The following is a 25,096-nucleotide window of genomic DNA, read 5'->3' as shown; positions in this document are numbered from 1 at the left end:
GCCAGTCCCCAGTCAGACGTTGGGCACCCGCCAGCTGGCGGCCAGTGCTACCAGTGCCAATCCCAACGCCACCATAAAGACCCCGTGGAAACTCCACACCTCCGCCACCACACCGGCGATGGCCCCCGCCATGATGGAGCCGGTGCGGATGCTGTTGGCAAACAGGGTGGTCGCTACCCCGGCCCGCCCCGGCATCAGATCCTGAAAATAAGACATGCCGATCCCCGCCACGATACCAATGAAGATGGCGTTGAACAGCTGCAAGGCGATCAGGGCGTATTGATCGGTGAGGGTCACCAGACCTGTGTAAAAGGCCGCGCCAGCGAGCACCGCCAGCAACATCATGGGGCGCTTGCCAAAACGGGCAGTGTAATAACCCGCCAGCAGCATGAAGGGGATCTCCAGCGCCGCCGCCGTGCCCATCAGGATACCGGCAAGCTTCTCATCCATCCCGAGCTCGCGGGTGATGTAGAGCGGCATATTGATGAGGTACATGCTGTTGCAGGTCCACATCAGGGTGGAGGCGATAAAGAGCGCCCGCACCGCCGGATCCCGCCAGCTGCTGACCCGCTCTGTCTCTTCAACCATCTTGGGCAAAGGGAGAGAGGGGAGCCAGCGCCACACCACCAGAGCGCAGAGCAGGTAGGCCAGTGCCGAGGCCAGGTACATCAACTCGAAACCGTAGCCGATGGCCAGCGCGAAGGCGATGGGCGGGCCTATGACCCAGGCCAGCGAAAACTGAGCCCGCATCACCGAGCTGAACATATCCGCCCGCCGGTTGCGGCTGTCGGAATACTCCCGCGCCAGCGCAAACAACTGGGGGCTGGCTGTGGCCGCCAGCGCCGCCAGCATCACCCCCAGACTCGCCAGCAGCCAGTAGTTGCGGTTCCAGGCAAACAGCAAGGAGAGCGCCACCCCGGCAAAGCAGCAGCGCAGGATCAGTCGCTTGCGATCCCCCTTGTTATCGGAGCGGTGGCCAAGCCACTGGCTGACCAGAATGCCCACCACCGCATTGATGGTATAGAAGAGCCCGACCAGAAAGGGGCGCACCTGCACCTCCTCGGCCAGAAACAGACTTAAGGTAGGCACCTGCAATGCCACCGCAACGCCGGTCATAAAAGTCACGGCAAGAAATGAAAGAGAGACGGGATCCGGGCGTTTGACCGCCGCTATCGACAAGCTCATAGGGTTACCACTGATTGGAAGGACGATACGGGCTAACGGGCGGCAGCCGTATGAAAATTCGGCGCCTATCTTATGTCACTATCAAGAGCGGGCTCAAGGATGGCATAAGCGGGTGTGCGCCTTGCGAGGGAGGCCGCGACCCCGTAGAGTGAAAGCCCATCCTGCCAGCACAAGGAGTTCGCATGTTTGATTTTGATCAGGAAGTAGACCGCAGTGGCACCATGAGCCTGAAATGGGACAAGTACAAGGGTCAGGATGTGCTGCCCATGTGGGTTGCCGATACCGACTTTGTCTCCCCCCCGTCCGTGATAGAGGCGTTGACCAAACGGGTCGCCCACGGCATTTTCGGCTATTCACGCCCCTCGCCGCGCCTGATCGAACTCATTATCGAACGGATGGCGACCCGCTATGGCTGGGCCATCGAGCCCGAATGGCTGGTGTTCCTGCCGGGCGTGGTGCCGGGGCTCAACCTTGCCTGCAAGGCGTGGAGCCAGCATGGCCGCGGCATCATCACCCCCAAGCCGGTCTACTACCCCTTCCTGCAGGCGCCGGGCTTCAATGATCGTCCCCTGCTTACCGTGCCGATGATTGAAGAAGCCGGTCGCTGGGTGCTGGATCTTGAAGAGCTGGAGCGTCAGGCTCCCGCCGCAGATCTGCTGCTGCTCTGCAATCCCCACAACCCGGGCGGCACCATCTTCACCCGTGACGAGCTGCTGGCCATCGATGCCATCGCCGCGCGCCACAATCTGGTGATCTGCTCCGATGAAATCCACTGCGATCTGCTGCTGGATAAGAATGCCCGCCACATTCCCTACGGCGCCATCAGTGCACAAGCGGCCGAGCGCTGCGCGGTGATGATGGCCCCGAGCAAGACCTTCAATATCGCTGGTCTCTGTTGCTCCTTCGCCATTATCCCCAACGCCCGTCTGCGCTTCAGGCTGCAACAGGCGATGCGCGGCATCAGCGCCGACGTCAACCTGCTGGGCTTTGTCGCCGCCGAAGCGGCCTATGAGGGTGGCGAACAGTGGCTGACCGAGCAACTCGACTATCTGGCGGCCAATCTGGCCCTGATCCAGCAGGCGGTTGCCCGCTGGCCCGGCGTCAAGCTGGCCAACCATCAGGCGACGTATCTGGCCTGGATCGATGTGAGCGCACTTGGCCTTGCCGATCCCATCGCCTTCTTCGAGCAGGCCGGCGTTGGTCTCTCCCCCGGCGCCCAGTTTGGCGACGGTCAGTTCGTGCGGCTCAACTTCGGCTGCACCAGGGCACGGCTGACCGACGCGCTGGCGCGGATGGAGCGGGCAATCCTCAACAACAAGCCCTGATCAGCCAGCAACGGGATGGGCAAGCCCCATCCCTTTTTCCCGATATCATCAGCCAGCGGTCAACTCAGTCAACGGTCAATTATGTCTCTACGGATCTTGCATCACCTTCTGCTCCCCCTCTGTGCACTCTCTGCGCTGCTCCCCTTTGGCAGCCAGGCGCTGACTATCGGAACGGGCCCGCTCAACGGGGTCTACTACCCGACCGGTGGCGCCATCTGCCGGGTGCTCAATGCTGGCCATGCCCTGCATGGGGACAGCTGCACCGTGCAGAGCACCCGTGGCTCGATGGCCAACCTCAAGGCTCTCGACAAGGGGGACGTACAGCTGGCACTGGTGCAATCCGATGTGTTGCACCACGCCCTGCACGGCACCGGTCCCTTCAGTGGGCAGGGGGCCAACAATGAGCTGCGCAGCCTGTTTCGCCTCTATCAGGAGTCATTGACCCTGCTGGCCGCACCCAATAGCGGCATCACCACCCTGGCAGATATCGAAGGGAAACGGGTCTATCCGGGCAACAACGGCGCCGGTGAGCAGATCACCAGCCAGGCCCTGATGACAGCCATGGGATGGCAACTCGGGCAGTTTGCTGCCTATAAGCTCAAGTCGGACAGCGAACCGCTGGAAGGGCTGTGCGATGGCTCGCTGGATGCCGCTTTTGTGGTAGCCGGTCACCCCAGTCTGGCGGTCGGCGATCTGATCAGCCGCTGCAAGGTGCGCCTCATCCCCATCGAAGGGGAGCAGATCGACAGGCTGCTCAAGCAACACCCCTACTACCAGCGCAGCCGTATCGCCGCCAACCTCTATCCGGGGCAGACCACCGCCATCAACAATATCGGGATGAGTGCCGAACTGGTGGCGCTGGCCAGCCTGCCGGACCCCATCGTCCGTACCGTACGCGATACCCTGCTGGCCCGGGTCAAACAGTTCAGTCGGCTGCATCCTGCCCTGAGCAAGGTGACCCCCGAGCAGTTGCAGGCGCAAACCGAGCTGCCCCTCCATGCGGGGATGTCGGATCAACCGCCAACTCCCTTGCCACTGACCCCCGAGCAGTTAACCGCGGAACAGCTGACGCCGGAGCCGTTAACACCAGCGCCATCGGCCTCGGAGGCGGCACCCACGGCAGAGCAGGTGAGTGCCGCCGACGGGACGACAACGCCCATTGAGGCGCCCTCCGACGCGACCGCCACCAGCAGTGCAGCAGTGACGACAGAAGCCACAGAGGTTAATCCCTTGCCCGAAGAGGCACTTGAGGTCACCCCCGAACTCACTGCTACACCGACCACCGAGGGTGAGAGCGTGGCCCCTTCGGCCGCAGCGTCAACGGCGCCAGCACCATCGGCTGCCGTTTCGACTCAGTTGCCACAAAGCGTCTCTGCGGCCACTTCGCCGCAAGAGCAGGCAACCCAGCCGGCCAGCAGCGCGGTGAGTGGCGAAACCCCACCGCAGGATAAAACCGATACACTGACCTCCCCTGCCACCAGCGCAGCCACACAGCTGCAACCCTGAATGGTCAGCTCCCACAAATGCATCAGGGCAGCTTCGGCTGCCCTGATTGTTGATATGCGCTCGATAGTGGCGAAGTCGATTGACCAGCTCACCTTGCCGTCCGCTAAGGCTCCATCCCCCTAGTCAGATAGGGGTTGGGCTTCTGGATCTCCTCCTCAACCCAGTGCAGCAACTGCTTGATGGCCCGCGACAACACCTGATTCTGGCGCACCACGTAGCCCAGACTGGTACCAGGAAAGTCGCCGAGGCTGGTGACCGGCGCGGTGAGGTTGAGGCGCGGATGCAGGGAGAAGTCCGGCACGATGGCGACACCAAAGCCCGCCTCGGCCCAATCGAGCTGGGCGTCGACGCTGCCTACCTCCATGATGCGGCAGGGGGGCAAGGCCAGCAGCGGCAGGGACGGGTCGATCAGCGCCCGGGTGCGGGTGTCGTGACCGAGCAGGATCAAGGTCGGCTCGTCGAGGGGATCGCTCTCTCCCGCCACCGCCCGCGCCTGCCAGCGGGCAAGGCCGTGGCCCAGGGCGCACCAGGTCACCTGTTGCAGCTCGGTATAGAAGAGCGGCTCGCTGCGCTTTTGCGCCATGACAAAACCCAGATCCGCCTTGCCCGCCTTGACCAGCTCGGCCGCCTGATCCGAAGTGGTGTTGAACAGAGTGAGGTCGATGCCGGGAAACTCCCGCTTGAAGCGCTGGAACGGCTGGATCAGCAGCAGGCGGGAGATGATGTCGCTGGCGGCGATGGCCAGCGTCCCCTGACTCAGCTGGTTGAGGGCATTGAGATCGGACTGGCAGAGCTGCAACTCGGCAATGGTGCGCTCGGCGCTTTGCAGCAGCCGCTCCCCCGCCTGCGTCAGGCGAAACGGGCTGCGCTCGATCAGCCGCACCCGGGTCGCCTGCTCCAGCCGCTTGATATGCAGGCTGACATTGGGCTGGGTCATGTGCAGCTCGGTGGCTGTCTGGCCAAAATGTTGCAATCGGGCCAGGGTGACAAAGGTTTGCAACCAGTGAATATCCAGCATAAGAGTCCCTCAACCCGCAATGTGCGGGGCTTGCCAGGCAAAATCGGACGGTTTGCCGCTTAATTGGCCATAATTATATGGTTATCTTATCGGAATTATAAAGATAATTAATTTTTCTAATCCGCATCAGGCTCCTAGGATGGACGCCTAACGTCTTAGGAGAAAGAGTCATGTCGTCTATCGTAGTCGTAGGTGCTAACTGGGGTGATGAAGGCAAAGGCCGCATCGTGGATTATCTGGCAGGTCAAGCTGGCGCCAGCATTCGCTTCCAGGGCGGCAACAACGCTGGCCACACCGTGGTCAACGACCTTGGCACCTTCAAGCTGCACCAGGTTCCGAGTGGCGTATTCAACCCGGATTGCCTGGTTGTCCTCGGCCCGGGCATGGTGATCAGCCCCGAGAAACTGACCGTCGAGCTCGAGGAAGTCAAAGCCTCCGGCGTGACTCCGAAGCTGGCCATCTCTGACCGCGCAACTCTCTGCCTGCCGCTGCACGCACTGGAAGATACCCTGGAAGAGCAACGTCTGGGTGACGGCGCCTATGGCTCCACCCGTCAGGGCATCGCCCCTGCCTACGGCGATCGCGTGATGAAGAAAGCGATCCTGGTTGGCTGGCTGAAACAGCCGGACGTGCTGGTCGAGCGCATCCAGTTCATGCTGGACTGGAAACTGCCGCAGATGAAGGCTATCTACCCCTCCTTCGAATTCACCCAGACTGCCCAGGAGATGGCCGACTGGCTGCTGGAAGTCTCTGCACCCTGGATCGACGCAGTGTGCAACGTCAGCATGCCGCTCAAAGCGCTGCAGGCTGAAGGCAAGACCCTGCTGTTCGAAGCACAGCTGGGCGCTGGCCGTGACCTGATCTACGGCGAATACCCCTGGGTGACCTCCTCCCACGTATCTGGCGCCTACGCCGGTATCGGTGGCGGTCTGCCGGGTCTGCGCCCGGAGCGCGTCATCGCTGTGGCCAAGGCATTCAGCTCCTCTGTCGGTACCGGCACCCTGTTGACCGCCATGGAGAACCAGGACGAATTCCGCAAGATCACCAACGAGTTCGGCGCTACCACTGGCCGTCCCCGTGATGTCGGTTACTTCGACGCCGTCGCCACCAAGAACGGTGTCGAGCTGCAAGCCGCCACCGAAGTGGCCCTGACCAAGCTGGACTGCCTGACCGGTCTGCCGGATCTGAAGATCTGCGTGGCCTACGAAGGTGCCCACACCGAGAACCCGATTTGGCCGCAAACCGCAGCCTTGAAGCCGGTTTACGAGCAGATGGAAAGCTGGAGCGAAGACATCACCGGCTGCCGCACCTTCGAAGAGCTGCCGCGCGCTGCCCAGCAGTACGTGCTGCGTATCGAAGAGCTGCTCGGCGTACCGGTTCCGATGGTTTCCGTCGGCCCGGGCCGTGACGAGATGATCCTGCGCTAAGCCGCATTTCTCATCGTCAAACAAAAAACCGGCATCCCTGATGCCGGTTTTTTTATGGCTGCCGTTTACCTTCTTGCCATAAAACCACCAAAAGGCTCAATTAACTCACCAACCGAGCTAACATTGAGCCGTTCTGCAATATTATTCTGCCCTGCTCTCGCTAAAGTGAACCCGTTACCACACGAGGAGTCACCCGATGAAATTGCTAAAACAGAGTGCCCTGTTGCTACTGCTCTGCCTGACGGCCATGCCAGCCTTTGCCATGACCCTGAAGAGCACGGATATTCACGAAGGCCAGTTGATGGACAAACAGTTCAGCTTCAACGGCTTTGGCTGCAGCGGCGACAACCACTCGCCCCAGCTGAGCTGGCAGGATCTGCCGGCTGGCACCAAAAGCGTTGCCATCACCGCCTATGACCCCGATGCCCCTACCGGCAGCGGTTGGTGGCACTGGCTGGTGGTTAACCTGCCTGCCACCCAGAGCGAGCTGGCCAGCAATGCCTCAGGCAAGCTCAAGCAGGGATTGGAGATCCGCACCGACTTTGGCAGCCAGGGTTATGGCGGCCCCTGCCCGCCCGCTGGTCACGGCATGCACCGCTATCAGTTCACCGCCTGGGCCCTGCCCCATGATCTCGAGGTAAAGGCTGATACCCCGCCGGCTATGGTAGGCTACATGCTCAACAGCATGGCGCTCGGCAAAGCCACCCTGACCGCCACCTTCGTCACCCCCTAGGAGCCAACCGGATGAGCACTCCCCTGCTGCAACAGAGCCACTATCTCGGGATCCGCCAGCAGCCCCTGCATCGGGTGCTCATCTATGCCCCGACCCTCATCTGGGTCACCCAGGGGAGCAAGCAACTATGGTGGCGCGAGCGGCGTCTGTCGTTTGACAGGGAGCGGTGGCTGCTGATCCCGGCAGGCCACCAGCTCACCTTCGTCAATCAACCTGATCAGGGCAAGTTTCGCTCCCACGCCATCACGCTGCTGACCCCACCACCGCCGGAGTGGCTGGCCGAGTCAGCCCCTTCCCACGCCGATCTAGAGGAACCCGCCGTCAAGGTCACCCCCGGGCTCGCCTTCTGCTTTGAGCTCATCAGCACCATGGCCGAACGGGGACTGAGCGAGGCGACCCAGGCCGAACTGCTGCACGGCTTCTATGCCGAGCTGCGGGCCGCCAACGCCCTCGGGTTGCTCTTTCCCGCCAGCACCATGACCCTCGCAGAGCGGTTGGCACGCTACCTGGCGGTGGAACCCGGCATCGACCACACCCTGGAGGCGGTGGCCCCCCACTTCTCCATGAGCCGCGCCTCCATGGTGCGCAAGCTGGCCGCCGAAGGTCGCAGCTTTCGCCAGTTGCTGGCTCAGGTACGCATGAGCCACGCCCTCAACCTGTTGCAACAGGGCCTAACCCCGCTGGAGGTCGCCCTCGCCTGCAGTTATGACTCCCCCAGTCGCTTTGCCGCCCGCTTCAAACAGGAGTTTGGCCTGACGCCCCACCAATACCTGCACACCTGCCCTGCCAGATTGGCGAGCAATGAAAAGTAAAATATTACTTAAAGCCAGTTCTATGTAACCTGATGTAACCCGGTGATCCCGCTCACATTGCCACCTCTTCAGAGTGTGATCTCGCGCCAACGCTCCCTTTTCCCTTGCCATACAATGGCTATCGAACACCTTTTCACTAAAAATAAGCGTAAAAAATCTTCCTTTTAACCTACATAAACGGAATTGGAGCGAGCAATGTTTCGTAAAACTTTACTCTCGGTAGCCCTAGGCACCGCCCTGTTCGGACTGACTGCCTGCAACGATAACCAGACAGAGAGCAGTACAGTCGCCAAACCGGAGCAGGCCATCCAGTACAAGGACGTGATCGACCGTCGGGGAACACCGACCCAATTCCGCGACTTTGACAGCTACTCCAACCTCAAATACAACCCGCTGCTCGATCTGGGGGCATGGCACGGTTTCCTGCTGCCTGCCAACGACAAGGAGTGGGGGGGCTTTACCGGCCCCATGGTCATCTCCGAGGAGTACAGCCTCTTCTTTGCCAGCGAGCTGGACAAGCTTACCCTCAGCGATGCGAGCGGCCGCCCGTTCCCGCTCACCAGCGCCCGCAAGCAGGAGGTGTACGCCATTCCCGGTGCACTGGTGCAACGCTTCGAGTTCGAGCCCTTTACGCTGGAGCTGGAGCTGCGTTATGGCGATGCCCGCACCGCTCTTATCCGCACCCGACTCATCAATCAGACCGATGCACCGCTCACCCTCAACCTCAACTGGCAGGGCGAGTTGCTCAATCAATGGGATGCCAAGGATACGATTGCCAGCAAATATCCAGGCTGGACTCGCACCATCAGCGAGAGCGACAAAGGAATCGAATTCCAGTTCGGCAAACTGCGCAGCACCTGGAACATCATGCAGAGCGGCAGCGCCCGCTATCGCATCGACCGCACCCTGCCAAGCCGCACCACCCTCGACCAGAAGACACTGGGCTACCAAAGTGACGCCAGCATTACCCTGGCCGCCAAGGGGAGCGAGGATATCTACACCCTGCAGAGCTATCTCCACTCCGCAGATGACGCCAGCCGCCATCAGCAGAGCCGTCAAGCCCTGCTGGCCAACCCGGCCAGCTATTTTGCCGACTCCATCCGCCGCTGGGAGGGCTACCTTGCCAACGGTCTCTCCAATCAGGGGATCCCCGAGTCTGAGCGTCGCATCGCCGTCAAGGCGATGGAGACCCTCAATGGCAACTGGCGCTCCCCGGCTGGCGCCATCCTCCACGACGGGGTGACCCCCTCCAATACCGCCCGCTGGTTCGACGGCGTCTGGGCTTGGGACAGCTGGAAGCACGCCTATGCCATGGCACACTTCAACCCTGAGGTGGCCAAGAACAACGTGCGCGCCATGTATGACTATCAGGTGCAGCCGGATGACCCGGTGCGACCGCAAGATGCGGGCATGGTGATCGACGCCGTCTTCTACAACAAGCTGGCGGATCGCGGTGGCGATGGCGGCAACTGGAACGAGCGCGACACCAAGCCGCCCCTCTCCGCCTGGGCCATCTGGGAGATCTACAGCGCCACCAAGGACAAGGCCTTTATCGCCGAGATGTATCCCAAGCTGCAGGCCTACCACGACTGGTGGTACCGCGCGCGGGACAACAACCGCAACGGCATCATCGAATATGGCGCCACCAAGCATGTGGAGCACAACGACGAGTACGGCAATATCACCTTCAAGGTGCAGTACTCCAACGGTATTCCCGCCGGGCTGGATCTCTCAAGCTGTACCAGTGAGGGGGATGGCTGGTATGCCTGCGCCGGAATGCCGCTCTATCAACAGGTGTTGAACGTGGGCGGGTACAGCGACATGGATATCGGTGCCCAGCACGGCGCCGGTTGGGAGTCCGGCATGGACAACGCCGCCCGCTTCGGCTTTATCGAACCGGGCCAGCTGCAACGCTATGCCGACAAGACCTATGGCGGAGATTTGGCCAAGGCACGTCAGGACTGGAACGTCGCCTTCTTTGAAAACCATCAGGACAATGGCGATTTGATCGGTTTCTCCATCGATCAGGAGTCGGTGGAGCTCAACGCCTTCCTCGCCAAGGAGAAACGCATTCTGGCCGACATGGCCGACCTGCTTGGCAAGCCGGACGACGCGAGCCGCTACCGCGATGGCGCGACCCAGCTGGCTGGTTACATCAACAGCTGCATGTTCGATGAGGCATCAGGCTTCTATTACGATCGTCAGATTGCTCAGGGGGATGTGGCTGACGGCAACGGCTGCGTCGGCAAATTGCTGACCGCCCGCGGCCGTGGCCCGGAAGGGTGGAGCCCGCTCTGGGCAGAGGTCGCCGACAAGGAGAAAGCGGCACGGGTGCGCGAGGTCATGCTCAACGCCCAGGAGTTCAACACCAGGATCCCGCTGGGCACAGCCGCGCTGACCAACCCGGCCTACGACCCCAATATCTACTGGCGAGGCCGGGTATGGCTCGATCAGTTCTACTTCGGGGTGAAGGGGCTGGAGAACTACGGCTACCGCAGCGATGCCGAGGCTCTGGTCAACAAACTGTTCAACAACGCTGAGGGCTTGGCGGGCAGCGGCCCCATCCGCGAAAACTACAATCCGGAGACCGGCGCCATGCAGGGAGCCAGCAACTTCAGCTGGAGCTCGGCCCACCTCTATATGCTCTATCGCAACTTCCTGAAACCACAGGCGTAAGCTTGCTCCACCATGCAAAAGGCCTCCGGATGGAGGCCTTTCTGTTTTCACTCAAGTTGCACTCACACAATACCCGCCGCGCTGCGGGTGCGGGCTCGTCTTAGCCGTTCGTGAGCGGCAAAGAGAGGCGTTTGGCCAGTGCCTGGAAGTGCTGGCTCACCTCAGCCCCGAACAGGGGGTCGCCAATGGCGCGGTTTTGCCAGTTTTGCTCCAGATGACGCCAGTCATCCTCGGTCAGGGAGTCACGCAGATGGGGGAAGATCACCCCCTCTTCGTAGTTCATGTGCGCCTCTTGCAACTCCACGAAGCGTTCCAGCTTGGTGGTGAACTGGTCGAGCGGAATCACCGCATCCATCAGGATCATCTCCACCATCTCCTTGAGATCGGCCCCGGCCTCCAGCAGCTTGACGTGCTCCTCCTGCAGGCGGTTGGCGACCTCCCCTTCCACCACCCGATATTTCAGGTAGTAGTCATAGATGAGGTCTTCCTTGGGATGGTGGTACTTGTCAGAGACCTCCCGCAGGTAGTCGATGACATCGCGCACCAAAAAATAGCTGATGGGCTCTTCGGCACGGATGGCTGCCAGCTTGTGCTTGAGCAGCTCCAAAAGTCGGGCGATGTTGAGATGGTCCTTGTGCAGACTGGATAACATGGGCACTCCTTGGCTCTGAATTAATCTTATGTCCCTGAGTATACGGTCATTTGTCGCCCGAACTTTGCACTCAATCAAGTGGGATGCAGACAGATTTCCACTCTATCGGACTCTTGCCCTGTTGTTCCAGCAAGCGATTGGTCTCGCTAAAGTGACCGCAACCGATGAAACCGCGGTGGGCAGAGAGTGGGCTCGGGTGCGGCGCGGTCAGCACATAGTGGCGCTGGCGGTCGATGAAACGTCCCTTCTTCTGGGCGTGGGCCCCCCACAGCAGGAACACCACACCCTGACAACTGGCATTGATCTGCTCGATGACCCGATCGGTAAAGGTCTCCCATCCCAGATGGGCGTGGGAATGGGCCTGACCGGCCTGCACCGTCAGCACAGTGTTGAGCAGCAGGACCCCCTGTTTGGCCCAGGATTCGAGAAAGCCGTGATTGGGTGTGACGAAACCTGGCAGGTCACGCTGCATCTCTTTATAGATGTTGACCAGTGAGGGGGGCGTACGCACGCCGGGCAGAACGGAGAAGCAGAGCCCGTGCGCCTGATTGGGGCCGTGGTAGGGGTCCTGGCCCAGGATCACCACCTTGACCTGATCCAGCTCGGTCAGCTTGAAGGCATTGAACACATCGGTGGCTGGCGGGTAGATCACCTTGCCCGCTTCCCGCTCGGCTCTGACGGTTGCCAGCGTACTCTTGAAATAGTCCTGCTCTTTCTCAGAGCCAATCACATCACTCCAGGTCAGCACCCCGGCCTCCTCACTTGATACGGCGAAGGGCTCAGGATAGGGGGCCAGCCCGCAAGACGCAACCGTGGCTCACGCTTTCCAGAGCCTGGCGAGGCGCCCCGAGCGCTCCAGCTTGCGCAGGCCGGTATTGAACAGCAGCATCAGACGGCGCGCCTCGGGATCGGCCTTGCGCATCAGCAAGTATCCCGGTTGCGACCAGATGGGGTCGGCGGCACCGGTCAGTGACAGCGATTGGGGATGACGAACGAGCGCCTGCTGGAACAGAGTCTGTGCCACCTGCTCATCCATCACCAGATAGTGGATCCGCCCGTCAAGCAGCTTGCCCATGCTCTCCTCATCGGAATCTGACCACTCGAGGGTGAGCCCGGCTTGGCGAGCGGCAAAACCATCGCCATAGAAGTAGCCACGGGTCACCCCGACCGGCTCGTGTTTCAGCTCACCCAGATTGACCGCGGGCGTACCGGTCAGCGTCATCAGGCGAGTGGTGAAATGGCCGAGCGAGGCGGAGAGATAAAAAAGCTGCTCCCGCTCACGGGAGCGAAACCAGGGCATGGTGACCACATAGCGCCCCTCCAGAGTCAGTCGGTAAGCCTTGGCCCAGGAATAGAAGTGAAAGCTGACATCGAGCCCCTCTTCGGCAAAGGCCTGGCGCACCACCTCACAGAGAAAGCCCTGATTGGGCAGCGCCTCACTGATATAAGGTGGCCACTCGCCCACAGCAATACGCACCGTCTCGGCCCGTACCGCAACACTGCTTGCCCAGCAACAGCACAGGGCCAGCCATGCCCACTTTCGCCACCCATTATTCACCCGGCACTCTCCTCGCTTTTTTGCTGAGTGTAGCCAACCCCTCAATTAACCTCAGAAAAAGCCGAAAAGATGTAGTTAAATTACTAGATTAACAAGATAAAAGATGCATAATTTGGATATCTTACAAAATCAGAAAAATGACCTATTTTTGATTCAACTCAAGAATTTAATCCCATTGAAATGGCGTTTTGTCGGATTTTATTGATCTGGATCAATTTTGGTAATATTACCACCGTGGTATATATGACCCCATCAAAGAAAAGGTGTAAGGCAAGGGCCCTTTAAGTCATCGCCATCGACGGTAGCTTAAATACATCAGGGTAATTTCCTTACAGTTGGATTCGCGTTCCCATTGAGGAGTCATACCATGATCAAAGGCATTCAAATCACCCAGGCCGCCAACACCGCTCTGCTGAACTCTTTCTGGCTGCTGGACGAAGAGAAGCAACAAGCTCGCTGCATCTGCGTCAAAGGCGATGCTTTCGCTGCCGATCAAGAAGTGCAACTGGCTGACCTGGGTCAGTTCGAATACCGCGAACTGCCGGTTCAAGCTGAGCCTGCTGTTGAAGGTGGCCAGCACCTGAACGTCAACGTGCTGCGTCGCGAAACGCTGGAAGATGCTATCGAAAACCCGGAGAAGTACCCGCAGCTGACCATCCGTGTATCTGGCTACGCAGTGCGTTTCAACGCCCTGACCCCGGAACAGCAGCGTGACGTGGTTACCCGTACTTTCACCCAGAGCCTGTAATCAGCGCCCTGCAGTGAAGAGCTGATACTCGCTGTATCGGCACAAAAAAACGGCCAATCGGCCGTTTTTTTATGCGTGCTTGTCGCCGCATCCTTATCAAAAAATACCCCGCATTGCGGGGCATTTTCATCAGGCATGACAGCGTCGGGATCAGGCCGAGGTATCGAGGGGTTCGAAGCCCTTGATCAGGTCATCGATGGCCTTCATCTGTTTGAGGAAGCCTTCCAGTTTCTCCAGCGGCAGGGCGCTCGGGCCATCGCAACGGGCAATTTTCGGGTCCGGGTGGGATTCAATAAAGAGACCGGCCAGACCGACCGCCATGCCGGCGCGCGCCAGCTCGGTCACCTGCTCGCGACGGCCACCGGAGGCGGCACCCAGCGGATCACGGCACTGCAGGGAGTGGGTCACGTCAAAGATCACCGGATAGCCACCGGTGCTCTTCTTCATCACGCCCAGACCCAGCATGTCCACCACCAGGTTGTCGTAGCCGAAGTTGGCACCGCGCTCGCACAGGATCAGCTGGTCGTTGCCGCACTCCTCGAACTTGTCGGTGATGTTCTTCATCTGGCTGGGGCTGAGGAACTGCGGCTTCTTGATGTTGATGACGTTGCCAGTGCGGGCCATGGCTTCCACCAGATCAGTCTGGCGCGCCAGGAAAGCGGGCAGCTGGATAACGTCAACCACCTCGGCGACCGGCTTGGCCTGATGGGGTTCATGCAGATCGGAGATGACCGGCATGCCGAAGGTCGCTTTCAGCTCCTGGAAAATCTTCATCCCCTCTTCCAGACCCGGACCGCGGTAGGAGTGGATGGAGGAGCGGTTGGCCTTGTCCCAGCTCGCCTTGAAGACAAACGGGATGCCCAGCTTGCTGGTCACTTCCACGTACTTCTCGCACACCGCCATCGCCATGTCGCGGGATTCCAGCACGTTCATGCCGCCAAACAGCACGAACGGTTTGTCGTTGGCAACGTCGATCTGGTTGATCTTGATATTCTTCTGTTCCATCTAAGACTTCCTTAATGAAGGGGCCTGAAGCCAAGTTACTCCGTTGCAGCCGAGCGCTGCGGCCTTGATACTCTTCTGTTTCAACTCCAAGACATCCTTAATAAAAGGGCCTGAAGCCAAGTTACTCCGTTGCGACCGGACGCAGCGGCCTTGATATTCTTCTGTTTCAGTTTCAAGCCGCCCTTAATGGAGGGGCTTGGGGCTCAGATCCAGCGCGGCCAGCTGCACTTTCAGCACATCGGCCACCGGATCGTCCGGGCATTGTTCAATAAAATATTCAAAATCGTCGGCGGCCTGGCGCGGGCAATCGAGCTGCTCGTAGATAAAGCCGCGATCCCGCGTCTCCAGCGGATCGCCGGGCTTCATCCGCAACAACAGCTCGCTGCAACGCAGCGCCTCGGGCATGCGGTCTTCCCGCAGCAGGGCCCCCTTGCTGACGTTGAGCAACCGTTCGATGATCTCCCACTGGCCGGAGGGCTGCAGGTAGTCGGGAGTGAGGGTCGCCAAGTCCCCCAGCGCACCGCGCAGCAGCAGCTCGATGCGGGCCAGACTCAGCTCGTCGCCGGTAAAGGGGTCGACATAGACCTCCCCCTCGCCACCGGCAAAGCTCACCAGGAAGTGGCCGGGGAAGCAGATCCCCTCTACATCGAGCCCGAGCTTGCGCCCCAGCTGGATAATGAGAATGCCGAGGCTGACCGGGATCCCCTTGCGCTGAACCAGCACCTGATTGAGATCGCAGTTGTTGGCAGAGAAATAATCCTGCCAGTCGCCATGAAAACCGAGGCTGTGGTAGAAGCCCTGCAGCAACTGCTGGCGCACCTCGTCGCAGGTGCCCTCTTCGATCTGCTCGTCCAGCCACTCGTCCAGCAGGTTCAACTCGCGCATCCCCTCCTCGACCGAGCCATAAATCTCGTCGCTGACTGACAACGCCAGCTCGGTGATGTCGTGGGCTTCGAAATCGGTCCATTCGTCTATGTGTAACATTCTCTTCATGCCTTAGCCGAACACACTCGTCTGTTTGAGCACTGCCAACTTGGCAATAAAGTAGATCCAGCCGAGCGCCCCCAGAAAGGAGCACCAGCGCACCAGATTGCTTTTGGCCAACCGCAGCGCCATCGCAGCCAGAAATACCAGCACCAGAATGGCCATCAGCTTCTCGCTGAGCCAGGGCGTTCCGTTATTGAGCGGGTTGAGATCCAGCACCATGCAGAGCAATACGCCGGAGAGCACCACCAGACCGTTGAGCCAGCCGCTGACCTTCATCACCGGCGCGCTATAGGCTCGACCAGTGGCGGTCTGTACCCAGTAGAAGCGGAGCATAAACATCAGCACGGCCCCGGCAATCAGGGTGAGGTGCAGGTGTTTGAGCACAAAAACCATATTCAATCCTTGCATGGGGGTGCACAGGCAACCCGCCGTGTAACAGTAAGGGGCTGTCAGCGCAGCGGGCAGAGGCCCAGCGTCACCCTGTCGTTATCCCCGTAATCGCGCACCGTGGCTACCTCGCGGTAGCCGCCATCACGCAGCAACTGACGCACCGCCTCCCCCTGATCCCAGCCATGCTCCAGCAGCAACCAGCCGTCAGGCAACAGATAAGCGGGGGCATGGACCACGATGTGGCGGATATCGGCCAGCCCGGCGTCATCGGCAACCAGCGCCGAGCGGGGCTCAAAGCGCACATCACCCTGCTCGAGATGGGGATCGGCGCCATCAATATAGGGGGGATTGGAGACAATCACCGCAAAACGTGGCGTATTGTCGCGATCCGGCTCGCCAAGGGGCTCGAACCAGCTGCCGTCGCGCACCTCGATGGGCAACCCCAGCGCGGCGCTGTTCTCGCGGGCCAGCGCCGCGGCATCCGCCATCCGATCCACCGCCCACACATCGAGCTCGGGCCGCTCGGACTTGAGCGCCAGCGCGATGGCGCCGGTGCCGGTGCCCAGATCCAGCACGGCGCGAGGCCCCTGCGGGATTTTGGTCAGCGCCTGCTCGACCAGCACCTCGGTATCGGGGCGCGGGATCAGGGTCGCCGGGCTCACCTTGAGGGGCAGCGACCAGAACTCCCGCTCGCCCACCAGATGGGCGATGGGTTCGCCGTTGAGACGACGAGCCAGCCACCCCTGCAGGGTGGCCTGCTGGGCGGCATCCAGCTCACGCTCGGGCCAGGTCATCAGATAGCTGCGACGACACCCGAGCAGATGGCAGAGCAGTACATCGGCGTCGGCGCGGGGGGACTCCCCCTCAGCCAACACAGTCATGATATGGGCGCGGGCCTGCTGGATCTGCATCAGTGCCACTCCACCTTATGGGCAGAACACTTAATGCGAGCTTGCCGGATCACCATTTGCATTAGTTGTTCTCGGCCAGCGAGGCGAGCTGATCGGCCTGATACTCCTGCACCAGCGGTGTGATGACGCAGTCCAGATCCCCTTCCAAAATTTCGGAGAGGCGATAGAGGGTCAGGTTGATGCGGTGCTCGGAGAGGCGACCCTGCGGGTAGTTGTAGGTACGAATGCGCTCGGAGCGATCGCCGGAGCCCACCAGATTGCGGCGGGTGCTCTGCTCGGCGGCGCGGTGGCGCTCATCCTCGGCCGCTTGCAGGCGGGCGGAGAGCACCGACATCGCCTTGGCGCGGTTCTTGTGCTGGGAGCGCTCGTCCTGACACTCCACCACCAGACCGGTCGGCAGGTGGGTGATGCGGATGGCCGAGTCGGTCTTGTTGACGTGCTGACCACCGGCACCGGAGGCGCGGAAGGTGTCGATCTTCAGATCTGAAGGGTTGATCTCGATCTGCTCGGCTTCCGGCACTTCCGGCAGCACGGCGACGGTACAGGCGGAGGTGTGCACGCGGCCCTGAGATTCGGTCTCCGGCACCCGCTGTACCCGGTGACCACCGGATTCAAACTTGAGGCGGCCATAGACGCGCTCGCCGTCGATCTTGGCGATCACCTCCTTGTAGCCACCGTATTCACCGTCGTTGCAGCTGACGATGGAGACGCGCCAGCCCTGACGCTCGGCAAAGCGGGAGTACATGCGGAACAGGTCACCGGCAAAGATGGCCGCCTCGTCGCCACCGGCACCGGCGCGGATCTCCAGATAGCAGTTGTTGTCATCCTTGGGATCCTTGGGCAGCAACATCAGTTGCAGCTCCTGCTCCAGCGCCTCCAGATTGGCCTTGGCCAGCGGCAGCTCCTCCTGCGCCATCTCGCGCAAGTCGGCATCATCCTCCTCCAGCATCATCTGGGTGGTATCCAGATCATCCTGCGCCTGACGGTAACGCTGGAAGGCGTGAACGATATCTTCCAGCTGGGCATATTCGCGGGTCAGGGCGCGGTAGCGATCCTGATCCGAGACCACATCCGGCTCGCCGAGCATGGCCTGTACTTCTTCGTGGCGCTCGATGAGGCCTTCCAGCTTTCTGATCAGTGACGGATTCATAACTCTTGCATTCTCAATGGAGGACGGGACAACCGGCAGGTTGCCCGAAAATTATGGCTCTTGTGACAACCCCAGCGCCTGCCGCAAGCGGGAGAGCTCGCTCTGATCCCCCTGGGAGGCAGCCTGGCGCAACGCCTGGGTCGGCGCGTGGATCAATTTGTTGGTGAGGCGATGGGCCATCGCCTTGAGCGCCTGTTCGGCACTCTCGCCCTGCGCCAATGCCAGCAGGGCCCGTTGCAACTCTTCATCAGCCACTTGCTGTGACTGATGGCGGTAATCGCGAATGAGATCGACCGAGCTCTGGCCGCGATACCAGCCCATAAACTCGTCGCGCTCTTCCTGCACGATCACTTCCGCCTGTGCGGCAGCCCGTTTACGGGTTTCGAGGTTCTGCTCGATGATCCCCTGCAAATCATCCACCGTGTAGAGATAGGCATCGGAGAGCTCATCGACTTCGGCTTCGATGTCGCGCGGCACGGCAATATCCACCAGAAACATGGGCTTGAAGCGGCGGGCCTTCAGCGCGCGCTCCACCATCCCCTTGCCGATGATGGGCAGTGGACTGGCGGTCGAGCTGATGACAATATCCGCCTCGTGCAGATAGTCGGGGATCTCTTCGAGCGTCATCACCTGGGCACCGAATTCGGCCGCCAAGGTCTGGGCACGCTGCAGGGTGCGGTTGGCCACCATCATCTTGGTGACGTTCTGCTCGCGCAGATGACGGGCAACCAGTTCAATGGTCTCCCCCGCCCCGACCAGCAGTACCTTGGTCTGGGAGAGATCGGAGAAGATCCGCCGACCCAGGCTGACGGCGGCAAAGGCCACCGACACGGCACTGGCGCCAATCTCGGTATCTGTGCGCACTCTTTTCGCCACCGAGAAGGATTTCTGGAACAGCCGCTCCAGCGCCCCCTTCACCGACTCCGCCTGCTGGGCATGGGCGTAGGATTGCTTGATCTGCCCCAGGATCTGCGGCTCCCCCAACACCAGCGAGTCGAGCCCGCACGCCACCCGCATCAAGTGGCGCACCGCCTCTTCATCGTGATGCTGATAGATGGCAGTGACCAGTTCGGCCGCGTCCAGCCCGTGGAACTGCTGCAGCCAGCGCAGCACTTGCTCCTGCCGCTCCTCCTCCAGATTGCAATAGAGTTCGGTCCGGTTGCAGGTGGAGACGATCACCGCCTCGCTGACACCGGGTTGGCTCACCAGCTCACGCAAGGCGCGATCGATGCAGTCCGGGCCAAAGGCGACCCGTTCCCGCAAGGCGACACTGGCGGTGTTGTGGTTGATTCCGAGGGCAAGCAAACTCATGAGTGGGCGACGATCATTTCATACGCTGGGTGCAAAGGCTGCCAATTGTACGAGAAAGGGTAAGTCTTTAAAAGCAATACGGCCGCCCCGTATACTGTGGCAAATTCCTCTCTCTGGAGCCGTCTCTTGCTGCTACGTATTTTTACCCTCACCTGCCTGCTGTTGCTGGCCGGTTGTGCCACCACCCAGCCCCAGCGTGACCAGGTGAACTGGAACCAGGAGCGGGCCCGCCTCGAGCAGCTGACCCACTGGCAGCTATCCGGCAAGATGGCCATCATCACGCCACAGCAAAAGGGCAGCGCCCGTCTCAACTGGCAGCAGGATGGGGAGGATTATCGCCTCAACCTCAGCAGCCTGATCGGCACCAGCATTCTGGAGCTCTCCCGCAGCAAGGGGGAGATCACCCTGCTCGACAGCGACGGCAATCGCCACCAGAGCCAAGATGCCGAAGCGCTCATCTATCAACTGACCGGCTGGAATATTCCGGTTGCAGGATTACCGGAGTGGATCAAGGGGCTGCCGGGTCAGGCGGAATTTGAACTCAACCCCGACAGCAGTCTGGCCAGCGTGCGCGACGGCCAGTGGCAGATCGTCTATGGCGATTATCGGGATCAGGATGGCTACCGCCTGCCGCACCAGCTGACCATGACCGGCCAGAACAGCCGCCTCAAGCTTCAGATCAACCTATGGACTCTTGCACGTTAATGGCTTCCACACGCTGGCCGGCACCGGCCAAACTCAACCTGTTTTTACACGTCAATGGCCGTCGTCCCGATGGCTATCACGAGCTGCAGACCCTGTTTATCTTCCTCAACCACAGCGACTGGCTCGAGTTCGAGGTGATACCGAATAGCGACACACTCACCCTGAACCCGGCCATTCCCGGGGTGCCGGATGAGCAGAATCTGATTATCCGGGCGGCGCGGCTGCTCCAGGCAACTCTGCCGAGCCCACAAGGTGCCCATATCCGGCTGGAGAAAGTGCTACCCATGGGGGGCGGCATTGGCGGCGGTTCGTCCGATGCAGCGACCACGCTGGTAGCGCTTAACCACCTCTGGCAAGCGGGTTTGAGTGAAGATGAACTGGCAGCGCTTGGCGTCCAGCTGGGGGCCGATGTGCCGGTGTTTGTCCGTGGCAAGGCGGCCTTTGCCGAAGGCGTGGGCGAGCGGCTGCAACCGGTCGAACTGCCCGATGCCTGGTATCTGGTACTCAAGCCCGATTGCCATGTAGCGACCGCGGCCGTATTCCAGGATCCGGACCTGCCGAGAGCCACGCCGAAAATGGCGCTGGACAACCTGCTGGAAGGCGAGTGGAAAAACGATTGCGAATCACTGGTGAAAAAGCGCCACCCCGAGGTTGCCAATGCGCTCGGCTGGTTGCTAGAATACGCGCCGTCAAGAATGACGGGCACAGGAGCCTGCGTCTTTGCTCAATTTGAAGACGAAGTGACTGCTCGGGAAGTGTTGGCCTGCGTGCCGAAGGGACTTGATGGGTTTGTCGCCAAGGGCGAGAACATATCACCTCTCTTCTCCACATTGCAACAGTTCAAATGATTGGGGTATCGCCAAGCGGTAAGGCAGCGGGTTTTGATCTCGCCATTCCTAGGTTCGAATCCTAGTACCCCAGCCAATTTTACCGAACGGTATTGATGATGATTAACGTGGCCGGTTTTGCACTCGGCCACGGATTCGGGTTACCGGTATCATCACATTCATTGGGCAGCAGACACCTTGTACGTTATCTTGATAAATCGTTTGCCCCAAAACGATAGGGTCTGATTTCAGACTCCCCCACATACTGGATGCAACCCCGAGGTTTCAAACCGTGCCTGACATGAAGCTGTTTGCTGGTAACGCAACGCCGGAACTAGCCCAGAAGATCGCAGATCGCCTGTTTATCAAACTCGGCAATGCTGCCGTAGGTCGCTTTAGCGACGGCGAGATCAGCGTACAGATCAATGAGAATGTACGTGGTGGCGATATCTTCATCATTCAATCCACCTGTGCCCCGACCAACGACAATTTGATGGAATTGATCGTCATGGTGGATGCTCTGCGTCGTGCTTCAGCTGGCCGTATCACTGCCGTTATCCCCTACTTTGGTTATGCCCGTCAGGACCGCCGCGTCCGCTCCGCCCGTGTACCCATCACCGCCAAGGTTGTCGCTGACTTCCTCTCCAGCGTCGGTGTGGATCGCGTGCTGACCGTTGACCTGCATGCCGAACAAATTCAAGGTTTCTTCGATGTTCCGGTAGACAACGTGTTCGGTAGCCCGGTGCTGCTGGAAGACATGAAGTCCAAGAACCTCGAGTCTCCTGTCGTCGTCTCCCCGGACATCGGTGGTGTCGTGCGTGCCCGCGCCATCGCCAAGCTGCTGGATGACACCGACATCGCCATCATCGACAAGCGCCGTCCCCGCCCGAACGTCTCCCAGGTCATGCACCTGATCGGTGACGTTGCCGGCCGCGACTGCATCATCGTTGATGACATGATCGACACCGGCGGCACCCTGTGCAAAGCCGCAGAGGCCCTGAAAGAGCGCGGTGCCAAGCGCGTATTCGCTTACGCCACTCACCCGGTCTTCTCCGGTTCTGCCGTCGAGAACATCAAGAACTCCGTGATCGATGAACTGATCATTACCGACTCCATCCCGCTCACTGCGGAGATGAAAGCGGTCGGCAAGGTCAAGCAGCTGACGCTGTCAACTGTACTGGCCGAAGCCATTCGTCGCATCAGCAACGAAGAGTCCATCTCTGCCATGTTTGAGCATTGATAGATTCAGCAATAACGAAAACCGCCATCAGGCGGTTTTCGTCTTTCTGGACCTTCTCTTTCCAACTTTCTGCTATCTGGTACGACCCTGCCCCCGGCAGGCTTAAGGATTTACCCATGAATTGCTTGCGTCCCCTCCTGCTCGCGACCCTTACCTCCGCCCTGTTCGCCTGTCAGCCCACCAAAGAAAACCCGCCCTTCGTGCTGACCCTGGCTCACATGAACGACACCCACTCCCAGTTTGATCCGGTCAATGCCGAGATCAAAGGGCAGATCTTTGCCCAGCAGGGGGAGACGGACACCCTCTATACCCGCTTTGGCGGTTATCCGCGCCTGCTGACCATGGCGAAAGCCTATCAGGCCGATGCGCTGGCCAAGAACCAGCCCTTGCTGCTGCTGCACGGCGGCGATGCCTGGCAGGGCAGTGGCTACTTCAAACTGAACGAGGGGATGGCCAACGCCGAGTTGCTGAGCCAGTTCGGCCTCGATGCCATGGCACTGGGCAACCACGAGTTCGATCTGGATAACCAGAAGCTGGCCCGCTTCATCGAGGGGGTCAACTTCCCGGTGCTGGCCGCCAACCTCGACACCAAGGCCGATCCGGCCCTCAGCAAGGCTGACAACCTCAAGCCCTTCGTGGTCTACGCCTTTGACGGCAACCAGAAGAGCCCGGTCACCGATCTCGACAACCTGCCGCAAGGCAAACAGCTGGTCGCCGTCATCGGTCTGGTACTGGAAGACATGGGTAATATCGCCCCCAACGTCGGCAAGCTGCGCTTTGGCAAGGAGGTCGCCTCGGCTCAGGCCACGGTCGACATGCTGCAAGCCAAGGGGATCCACCAGATTGTGGCGCTCACCCACATCGGCAACGAGCGGGATCTGGCGCTGGCCGCCAAGGTAAACGGCCTCGATGCCATCGTCGGCGGCCACTCCCACAGCCTGCTCGGCGATTTTCGCAACATTGGCTGGGGCAAGACCGGCGATTACGCCAAGCTGGTGACCAATCCGGATGGCATCGGCAAGACCTGCGTGGTGCAGGCGGGCTCCTACGCCCAGGCCATCGGTCTGGCGCAGGTGACCTTTGACAGCCACGGTCAGGTGACCGACTGCCAGGGCCACAACAGCCTGCTGGCCAGCCGCGACTTCTTCGCCGATGCGGCGCGCAAGCAGGCGCTCGACGATGCCCGCAGCAAAGAGGCGAGCCAGTTTGTCGACAACCAGCCCAATCTGGTGACCGTGGACGAAGATCCGCGCCTGCGCGGCATCATCGACAGCCACTACAAACCGGCGCTGGAGAAAGCCTACGGCCCGGTGATCGGCACCATCCCCGAGCAGCTGCAAAATGCCCGTCGCCCCGGCGACAACGGCAGCGACAGCCACGGCTCAGATGTAGCGCCGCTGGTTGCCGAAGGGGAGTTCTACTGGGCCAATACCCCAGCAGTGCAAGCCCTGACCGGCGGCCCGGTCGACTTCGCTCTGGTGGCGGTGGGTGGCGTGCGCGCCGAACTGCCGGCCGGCGAATGGCGCGAGGGGGATAGTGCCCTCACCCTGCTGCCGTTCAAGAACCAGCTCGCGGTGCTGACCCTGACTGGCGCCGAGGTACGCGCCCTGCTGACCGAGACCATCACCGCCACCCTGCCCGCCAGCGCCCATGCCGGCAAGTTCCCCTATGGCGGTCACCTGCGTTACACCTTCCAGGAGACCGACGCAGGCAAAGCGGGCACCCTGACCCAATTGCAGCGCAAGACCGCAAGCGGCGAGTGGCAGGATCTGGTGGATAGCCAGCGCTATCGGGTGGTGATGAACGCCTACAGCGCCAACGGCAACGATGGCTGGCAGGCACTGGCCAATGCCCAGCGCCACCAGAGCGAGCGGGTCGACATCGCCAGCGTCAATGGCAAGTTGACCGCCTTCCCGGTGTTGAAGGTGGCACAAAACGGTGAACTGCTGAGCGCCGTCTATGCCCCGGGCCAGCCCCTCGATTGCAAAGCCAGCGGCGTGGATTGCGGCACCGATGCAGCCTCTTTCGTGGAGTATGTGCGCGATGCCCGTCCCACCCTGACCGCACTGGATGAAGAGACCGTCACCCTGCTGCGTACCAAATAACGACAGTAGTCAACCGGGCACAATCCATCGGTAAACTGAAACGGGCCTCTTGCAAGAGGCCCGTTTGCCCACCGTTAGCCACCCATTGGCCGCAATAATGCTGCAAATCCCGCCATAACATGCGCATTGGTTGAGTGATCGCCACTCGGCGGCTAGAATATTGCGTCCTATTGCCCTGGGTAGTGTGCCCACGGCAGCTGCGAGTGAAGACATCAAGCGTGACAAGCGAAATCAAACTGATCGTCGGACTGGGCAACCCCGGCCCGGAATATGCCAAGACCCGCCACAACGCGGGCGCCTGGTATGTGGAGCAACTGGCCCGCTGGCACAATGTCAGCCTGCGTGAAGAACCCAAGTTCTTCGGCCATACTGCCCGCATCCTGGTCGAGGGGCAGGATGTGCGGCTGCTCATCCCGAACACCTATATGAACCTCTCTGGCAAGGCGGTGGCAGCACTGGCGCGTTTTTATCAAATTGAGCCGGAAGCGATGCTGGTGGCCCATGACGAACTGGATCTGCCGCCAGGCATCGCCAAGTTCAAGCAGGGTGGTGGTCACGGTGGCCATAACGGCCTCAAGGACATCATCGCCAAGATGGGCAACAACAATAACTTCTTCCGGCTGCGTCTCGGGATCGGCCATCCCGGCAGCAAAGAGCAGGTGGCTGGCTTCGTCCTGACCAAGGCCCCCAGCAGTGAACAGAACCTGATCGACGCCGCGCTGGACGAGTCTCTGCGCGCCACCGACATCCTGTTCAAACAAGATATGACCAAGGCCATGAATCGCTTGCACAGCTTCAAGGCGGAAAAGGGTTAGGTCGGTTTGA

General features: G+C 60.5%; 23 protein-coding genes and 1 tRNA gene. 13 read left to right on the top strand and 11 right to left on the bottom strand.

Features of this window, described 5'->3' with window-relative positions; all coding sequences use genetic code 11:
* Positions 1–12: 12 nt before the first annotated feature.
* Positions 13–1,185: an MFS transporter gene (locus AB5Y86_RS00245; RefSeq protein WP_368191689.1), complete on the bottom strand. Its 1,173-nt coding sequence runs from the start codon at positions 1,183–1,185 to the stop codon at positions 13–15.
* Positions 1,186–1,367: 182 nt separating this feature from the next.
* Between AB5Y86_RS00245 and AB5Y86_RS00240 the strand changes: the two genes are divergently transcribed.
* Positions 1,368–2,510, top strand: a complete 1,143-nt coding sequence (locus AB5Y86_RS00240) for a MalY/PatB family protein (RefSeq protein WP_224969634.1) — start codon at positions 1,368–1,370, stop codon at positions 2,508–2,510.
* An 81-nt stretch (positions 2,511–2,591) separates the two neighbouring features.
* The gene (locus AB5Y86_RS00235) at positions 2,592–4,016 is read left to right on the top strand and encodes a TAXI family TRAP transporter solute-binding subunit (RefSeq protein ID WP_368191686.1); all 1,425 of its coding nucleotides are present in this window, start codon (positions 2,592–2,594) and stop codon (positions 4,014–4,016) included.
* Positions 4,017–4,119: 103 nt separating this feature from the next.
* Here the strand turns inward: AB5Y86_RS00235 and AB5Y86_RS00230 are convergent, their stop codons facing one another.
* A complete protein-coding gene (locus AB5Y86_RS00230; RefSeq protein WP_019445686.1) occupies positions 4,120–5,034 on the bottom strand; it encodes a LysR family transcriptional regulator in 915 nt (304 codons plus the stop codon).
* Between the two features lie 170 nt (positions 5,035–5,204).
* On the opposite strand from AB5Y86_RS00230, the gene AB5Y86_RS00225 reads away from it, so the two are divergent.
* The 4 genes from AB5Y86_RS00225 to ygjK all read left to right on the top strand — a co-directional run bounded on the left by AB5Y86_RS00225 (position 5,205) and on the right by ygjK (position 10,682).
* Entirely contained in the window at positions 5,205–6,461 is a 1,257-nt protein-coding gene (locus AB5Y86_RS00225) for an adenylosuccinate synthetase (protein ID WP_005347796.1), read from the top strand.
* A gap of 196 nt (positions 6,462–6,657) precedes the next feature.
* Positions 6,658–7,194: a YbhB/YbcL family Raf kinase inhibitor-like protein gene (locus AB5Y86_RS00220; protein ID WP_368191684.1), complete on the top strand. Its 537-nt coding sequence runs from the start codon at positions 6,658–6,660 to the stop codon at positions 7,192–7,194.
* An 11-nt stretch (positions 7,195–7,205) separates the two neighbouring features.
* Positions 7,206–8,006 carry a helix-turn-helix transcriptional regulator gene (locus AB5Y86_RS00215; RefSeq protein ID WP_368191682.1) on the top strand — a complete coding sequence of 267 codons (801 nt, stop codon included), beginning with the start codon at positions 7,206–7,208 and terminating at the stop codon, positions 8,004–8,006.
* Between the two features lie 195 nt (positions 8,007–8,201).
* Positions 8,202–10,682 carry an alpha-glucosidase gene (gene ygjK, locus AB5Y86_RS00210; protein WP_368191680.1) on the top strand — a complete coding sequence of 827 codons (2,481 nt, stop codon included), beginning with the start codon at positions 8,202–8,204 and terminating at the stop codon, positions 10,680–10,682.
* Positions 10,683–10,782: 100 nt separating this feature from the next.
* On the opposite strand, the gene AB5Y86_RS00205 is transcribed toward ygjK, so the two are convergent.
* From AB5Y86_RS00205 to AB5Y86_RS00195, 3 genes are all read right to left on the bottom strand, one after another.
* Positions 10,783–11,334, bottom strand: a complete 552-nt coding sequence (locus AB5Y86_RS00205; RefSeq protein WP_005362195.1) for a hemerythrin domain-containing protein — start codon at positions 11,332–11,334, stop codon at positions 10,783–10,785.
* 70 nt (positions 11,335–11,404) lie between these two features.
* Entirely contained in the window at positions 11,405–12,082 is a 678-nt protein-coding gene (ung, locus tag AB5Y86_RS00200) for a uracil-DNA glycosylase (protein ID WP_005353881.1), read from the bottom strand.
* A 69-nt stretch (positions 12,083–12,151) separates the two neighbouring features.
* On the bottom strand, positions 12,152–12,892 hold the full coding sequence (locus tag AB5Y86_RS00195) for a substrate-binding periplasmic protein (protein ID WP_368191678.1): 741 nt from the start codon (positions 12,890–12,892) through the stop codon (positions 12,152–12,154).
* Positions 12,893–13,259: 367 nt separating this feature from the next.
* On the opposite strand from AB5Y86_RS00195, the gene grcA reads away from it, so the two are divergent.
* Positions 13,260–13,640: an autonomous glycyl radical cofactor GrcA gene (grcA, locus tag AB5Y86_RS00190; protein ID WP_005334936.1), complete on the top strand. Its 381-nt coding sequence runs from the start codon at positions 13,260–13,262 to the stop codon at positions 13,638–13,640.
* A gap of 150 nt (positions 13,641–13,790) precedes the next feature.
* On the opposite strand, the gene kdsA is transcribed toward grcA, so the two are convergent.
* The 6 genes from kdsA to hemA form a co-directional block, all read right to left on the bottom strand.
* Entirely contained in the window at positions 13,791–14,645 is an 855-nt protein-coding gene (kdsA, locus tag AB5Y86_RS00185) for a 3-deoxy-8-phosphooctulonate synthase (RefSeq protein WP_005334937.1), read from the bottom strand.
* A 183-nt stretch (positions 14,646–14,828) separates the two neighbouring features.
* Positions 14,829–15,629 (bottom strand): SirB1 family protein, encoded by an 801-nt coding sequence (locus tag AB5Y86_RS00180; RefSeq protein WP_005334938.1) that lies wholly within the window; start codon positions 15,627–15,629, stop codon positions 14,829–14,831.
* A 12-nt stretch (positions 15,630–15,641) separates the two neighbouring features.
* Entirely contained in the window at positions 15,642–16,025 is a 384-nt protein-coding gene (locus tag AB5Y86_RS00175; RefSeq protein WP_005334939.1) for a SirB2 family protein, read from the bottom strand.
* A 56-nt stretch (positions 16,026–16,081) separates the two neighbouring features.
* A complete protein-coding gene (gene prmC / locus AB5Y86_RS00170; RefSeq protein WP_368191676.1) occupies positions 16,082–16,933 on the bottom strand; it encodes a peptide chain release factor N(5)-glutamine methyltransferase in 852 nt (283 codons plus the stop codon).
* A 61-nt stretch (positions 16,934–16,994) separates the two neighbouring features.
* Positions 16,995–18,083 carry a peptide chain release factor 1 gene (gene prfA, locus AB5Y86_RS00165; RefSeq protein ID WP_005334945.1) on the bottom strand — a complete coding sequence of 363 codons (1,089 nt, stop codon included), beginning with the start codon at positions 18,081–18,083 and terminating at the stop codon, positions 16,995–16,997.
* Positions 18,084–18,134: 51 nt separating this feature from the next.
* On the bottom strand, positions 18,135–19,394 hold the full coding sequence (hemA, locus tag AB5Y86_RS00160) for a glutamyl-tRNA reductase (RefSeq protein WP_005362209.1): 1,260 nt from the start codon (positions 19,392–19,394) through the stop codon (positions 18,135–18,137).
* 126 nt (positions 19,395–19,520) lie between these two features.
* Here hemA and lolB point away from each other — a divergent pair, with 126 nt between their 5' ends.
* The 6 genes from lolB to pth all read left to right on the top strand — a co-directional run bounded on the left by lolB (position 19,521) and on the right by pth (position 25,086).
* The gene (gene lolB, locus AB5Y86_RS00155; RefSeq protein WP_368191674.1) at positions 19,521–20,099 is read left to right on the top strand and encodes a lipoprotein insertase outer membrane protein LolB; all 579 of its coding nucleotides are present in this window, start codon (positions 19,521–19,523) and stop codon (positions 20,097–20,099) included.
* Complete coding sequence (ispE, locus tag AB5Y86_RS00150; protein ID WP_005353910.1) at positions 20,099–20,947, top strand: 4-(cytidine 5'-diphospho)-2-C-methyl-D-erythritol kinase; 849 nt, start codon at positions 20,099–20,101, stop codon at positions 20,945–20,947. The genes lolB and ispE overlap by 1 nt, the downstream gene beginning before the upstream one ends.
* 1 nt (position 20,948) lies before the next feature.
* Positions 20,949–21,023 (top strand) — tRNA-Gln (locus AB5Y86_RS00145).
* A 195-nt stretch (positions 21,024–21,218) separates the two neighbouring features.
* Positions 21,219–22,166, top strand: a complete 948-nt coding sequence (locus AB5Y86_RS00140; protein WP_005343846.1) for a ribose-phosphate pyrophosphokinase — start codon at positions 21,219–21,221, stop codon at positions 22,164–22,166.
* Positions 22,167–22,282: 116 nt separating this feature from the next.
* The gene (locus AB5Y86_RS00135) at positions 22,283–24,271 is read left to right on the top strand and encodes a bifunctional UDP-sugar hydrolase/5'-nucleotidase (protein ID WP_368191672.1); all 1,989 of its coding nucleotides are present in this window, start codon (positions 22,283–22,285) and stop codon (positions 24,269–24,271) included.
* A gap of 218 nt (positions 24,272–24,489) precedes the next feature.
* Complete coding sequence (pth, locus tag AB5Y86_RS00130; protein ID WP_005334960.1) at positions 24,490–25,086, top strand: aminoacyl-tRNA hydrolase; 597 nt, start codon at positions 24,490–24,492, stop codon at positions 25,084–25,086.
* Positions 25,087–25,096: the final 10 nt, after the last annotated feature.

It is taken from the genome of Aeromonas sp. s8 (assembly GCF_040907785.1).
Lineage (GTDB): Bacteria > Pseudomonadota > Gammaproteobacteria > Enterobacterales > Aeromonadaceae > Aeromonas > Aeromonas veronii.
This window is presented reverse-complemented; position numbering and strand designations above follow the sequence as displayed.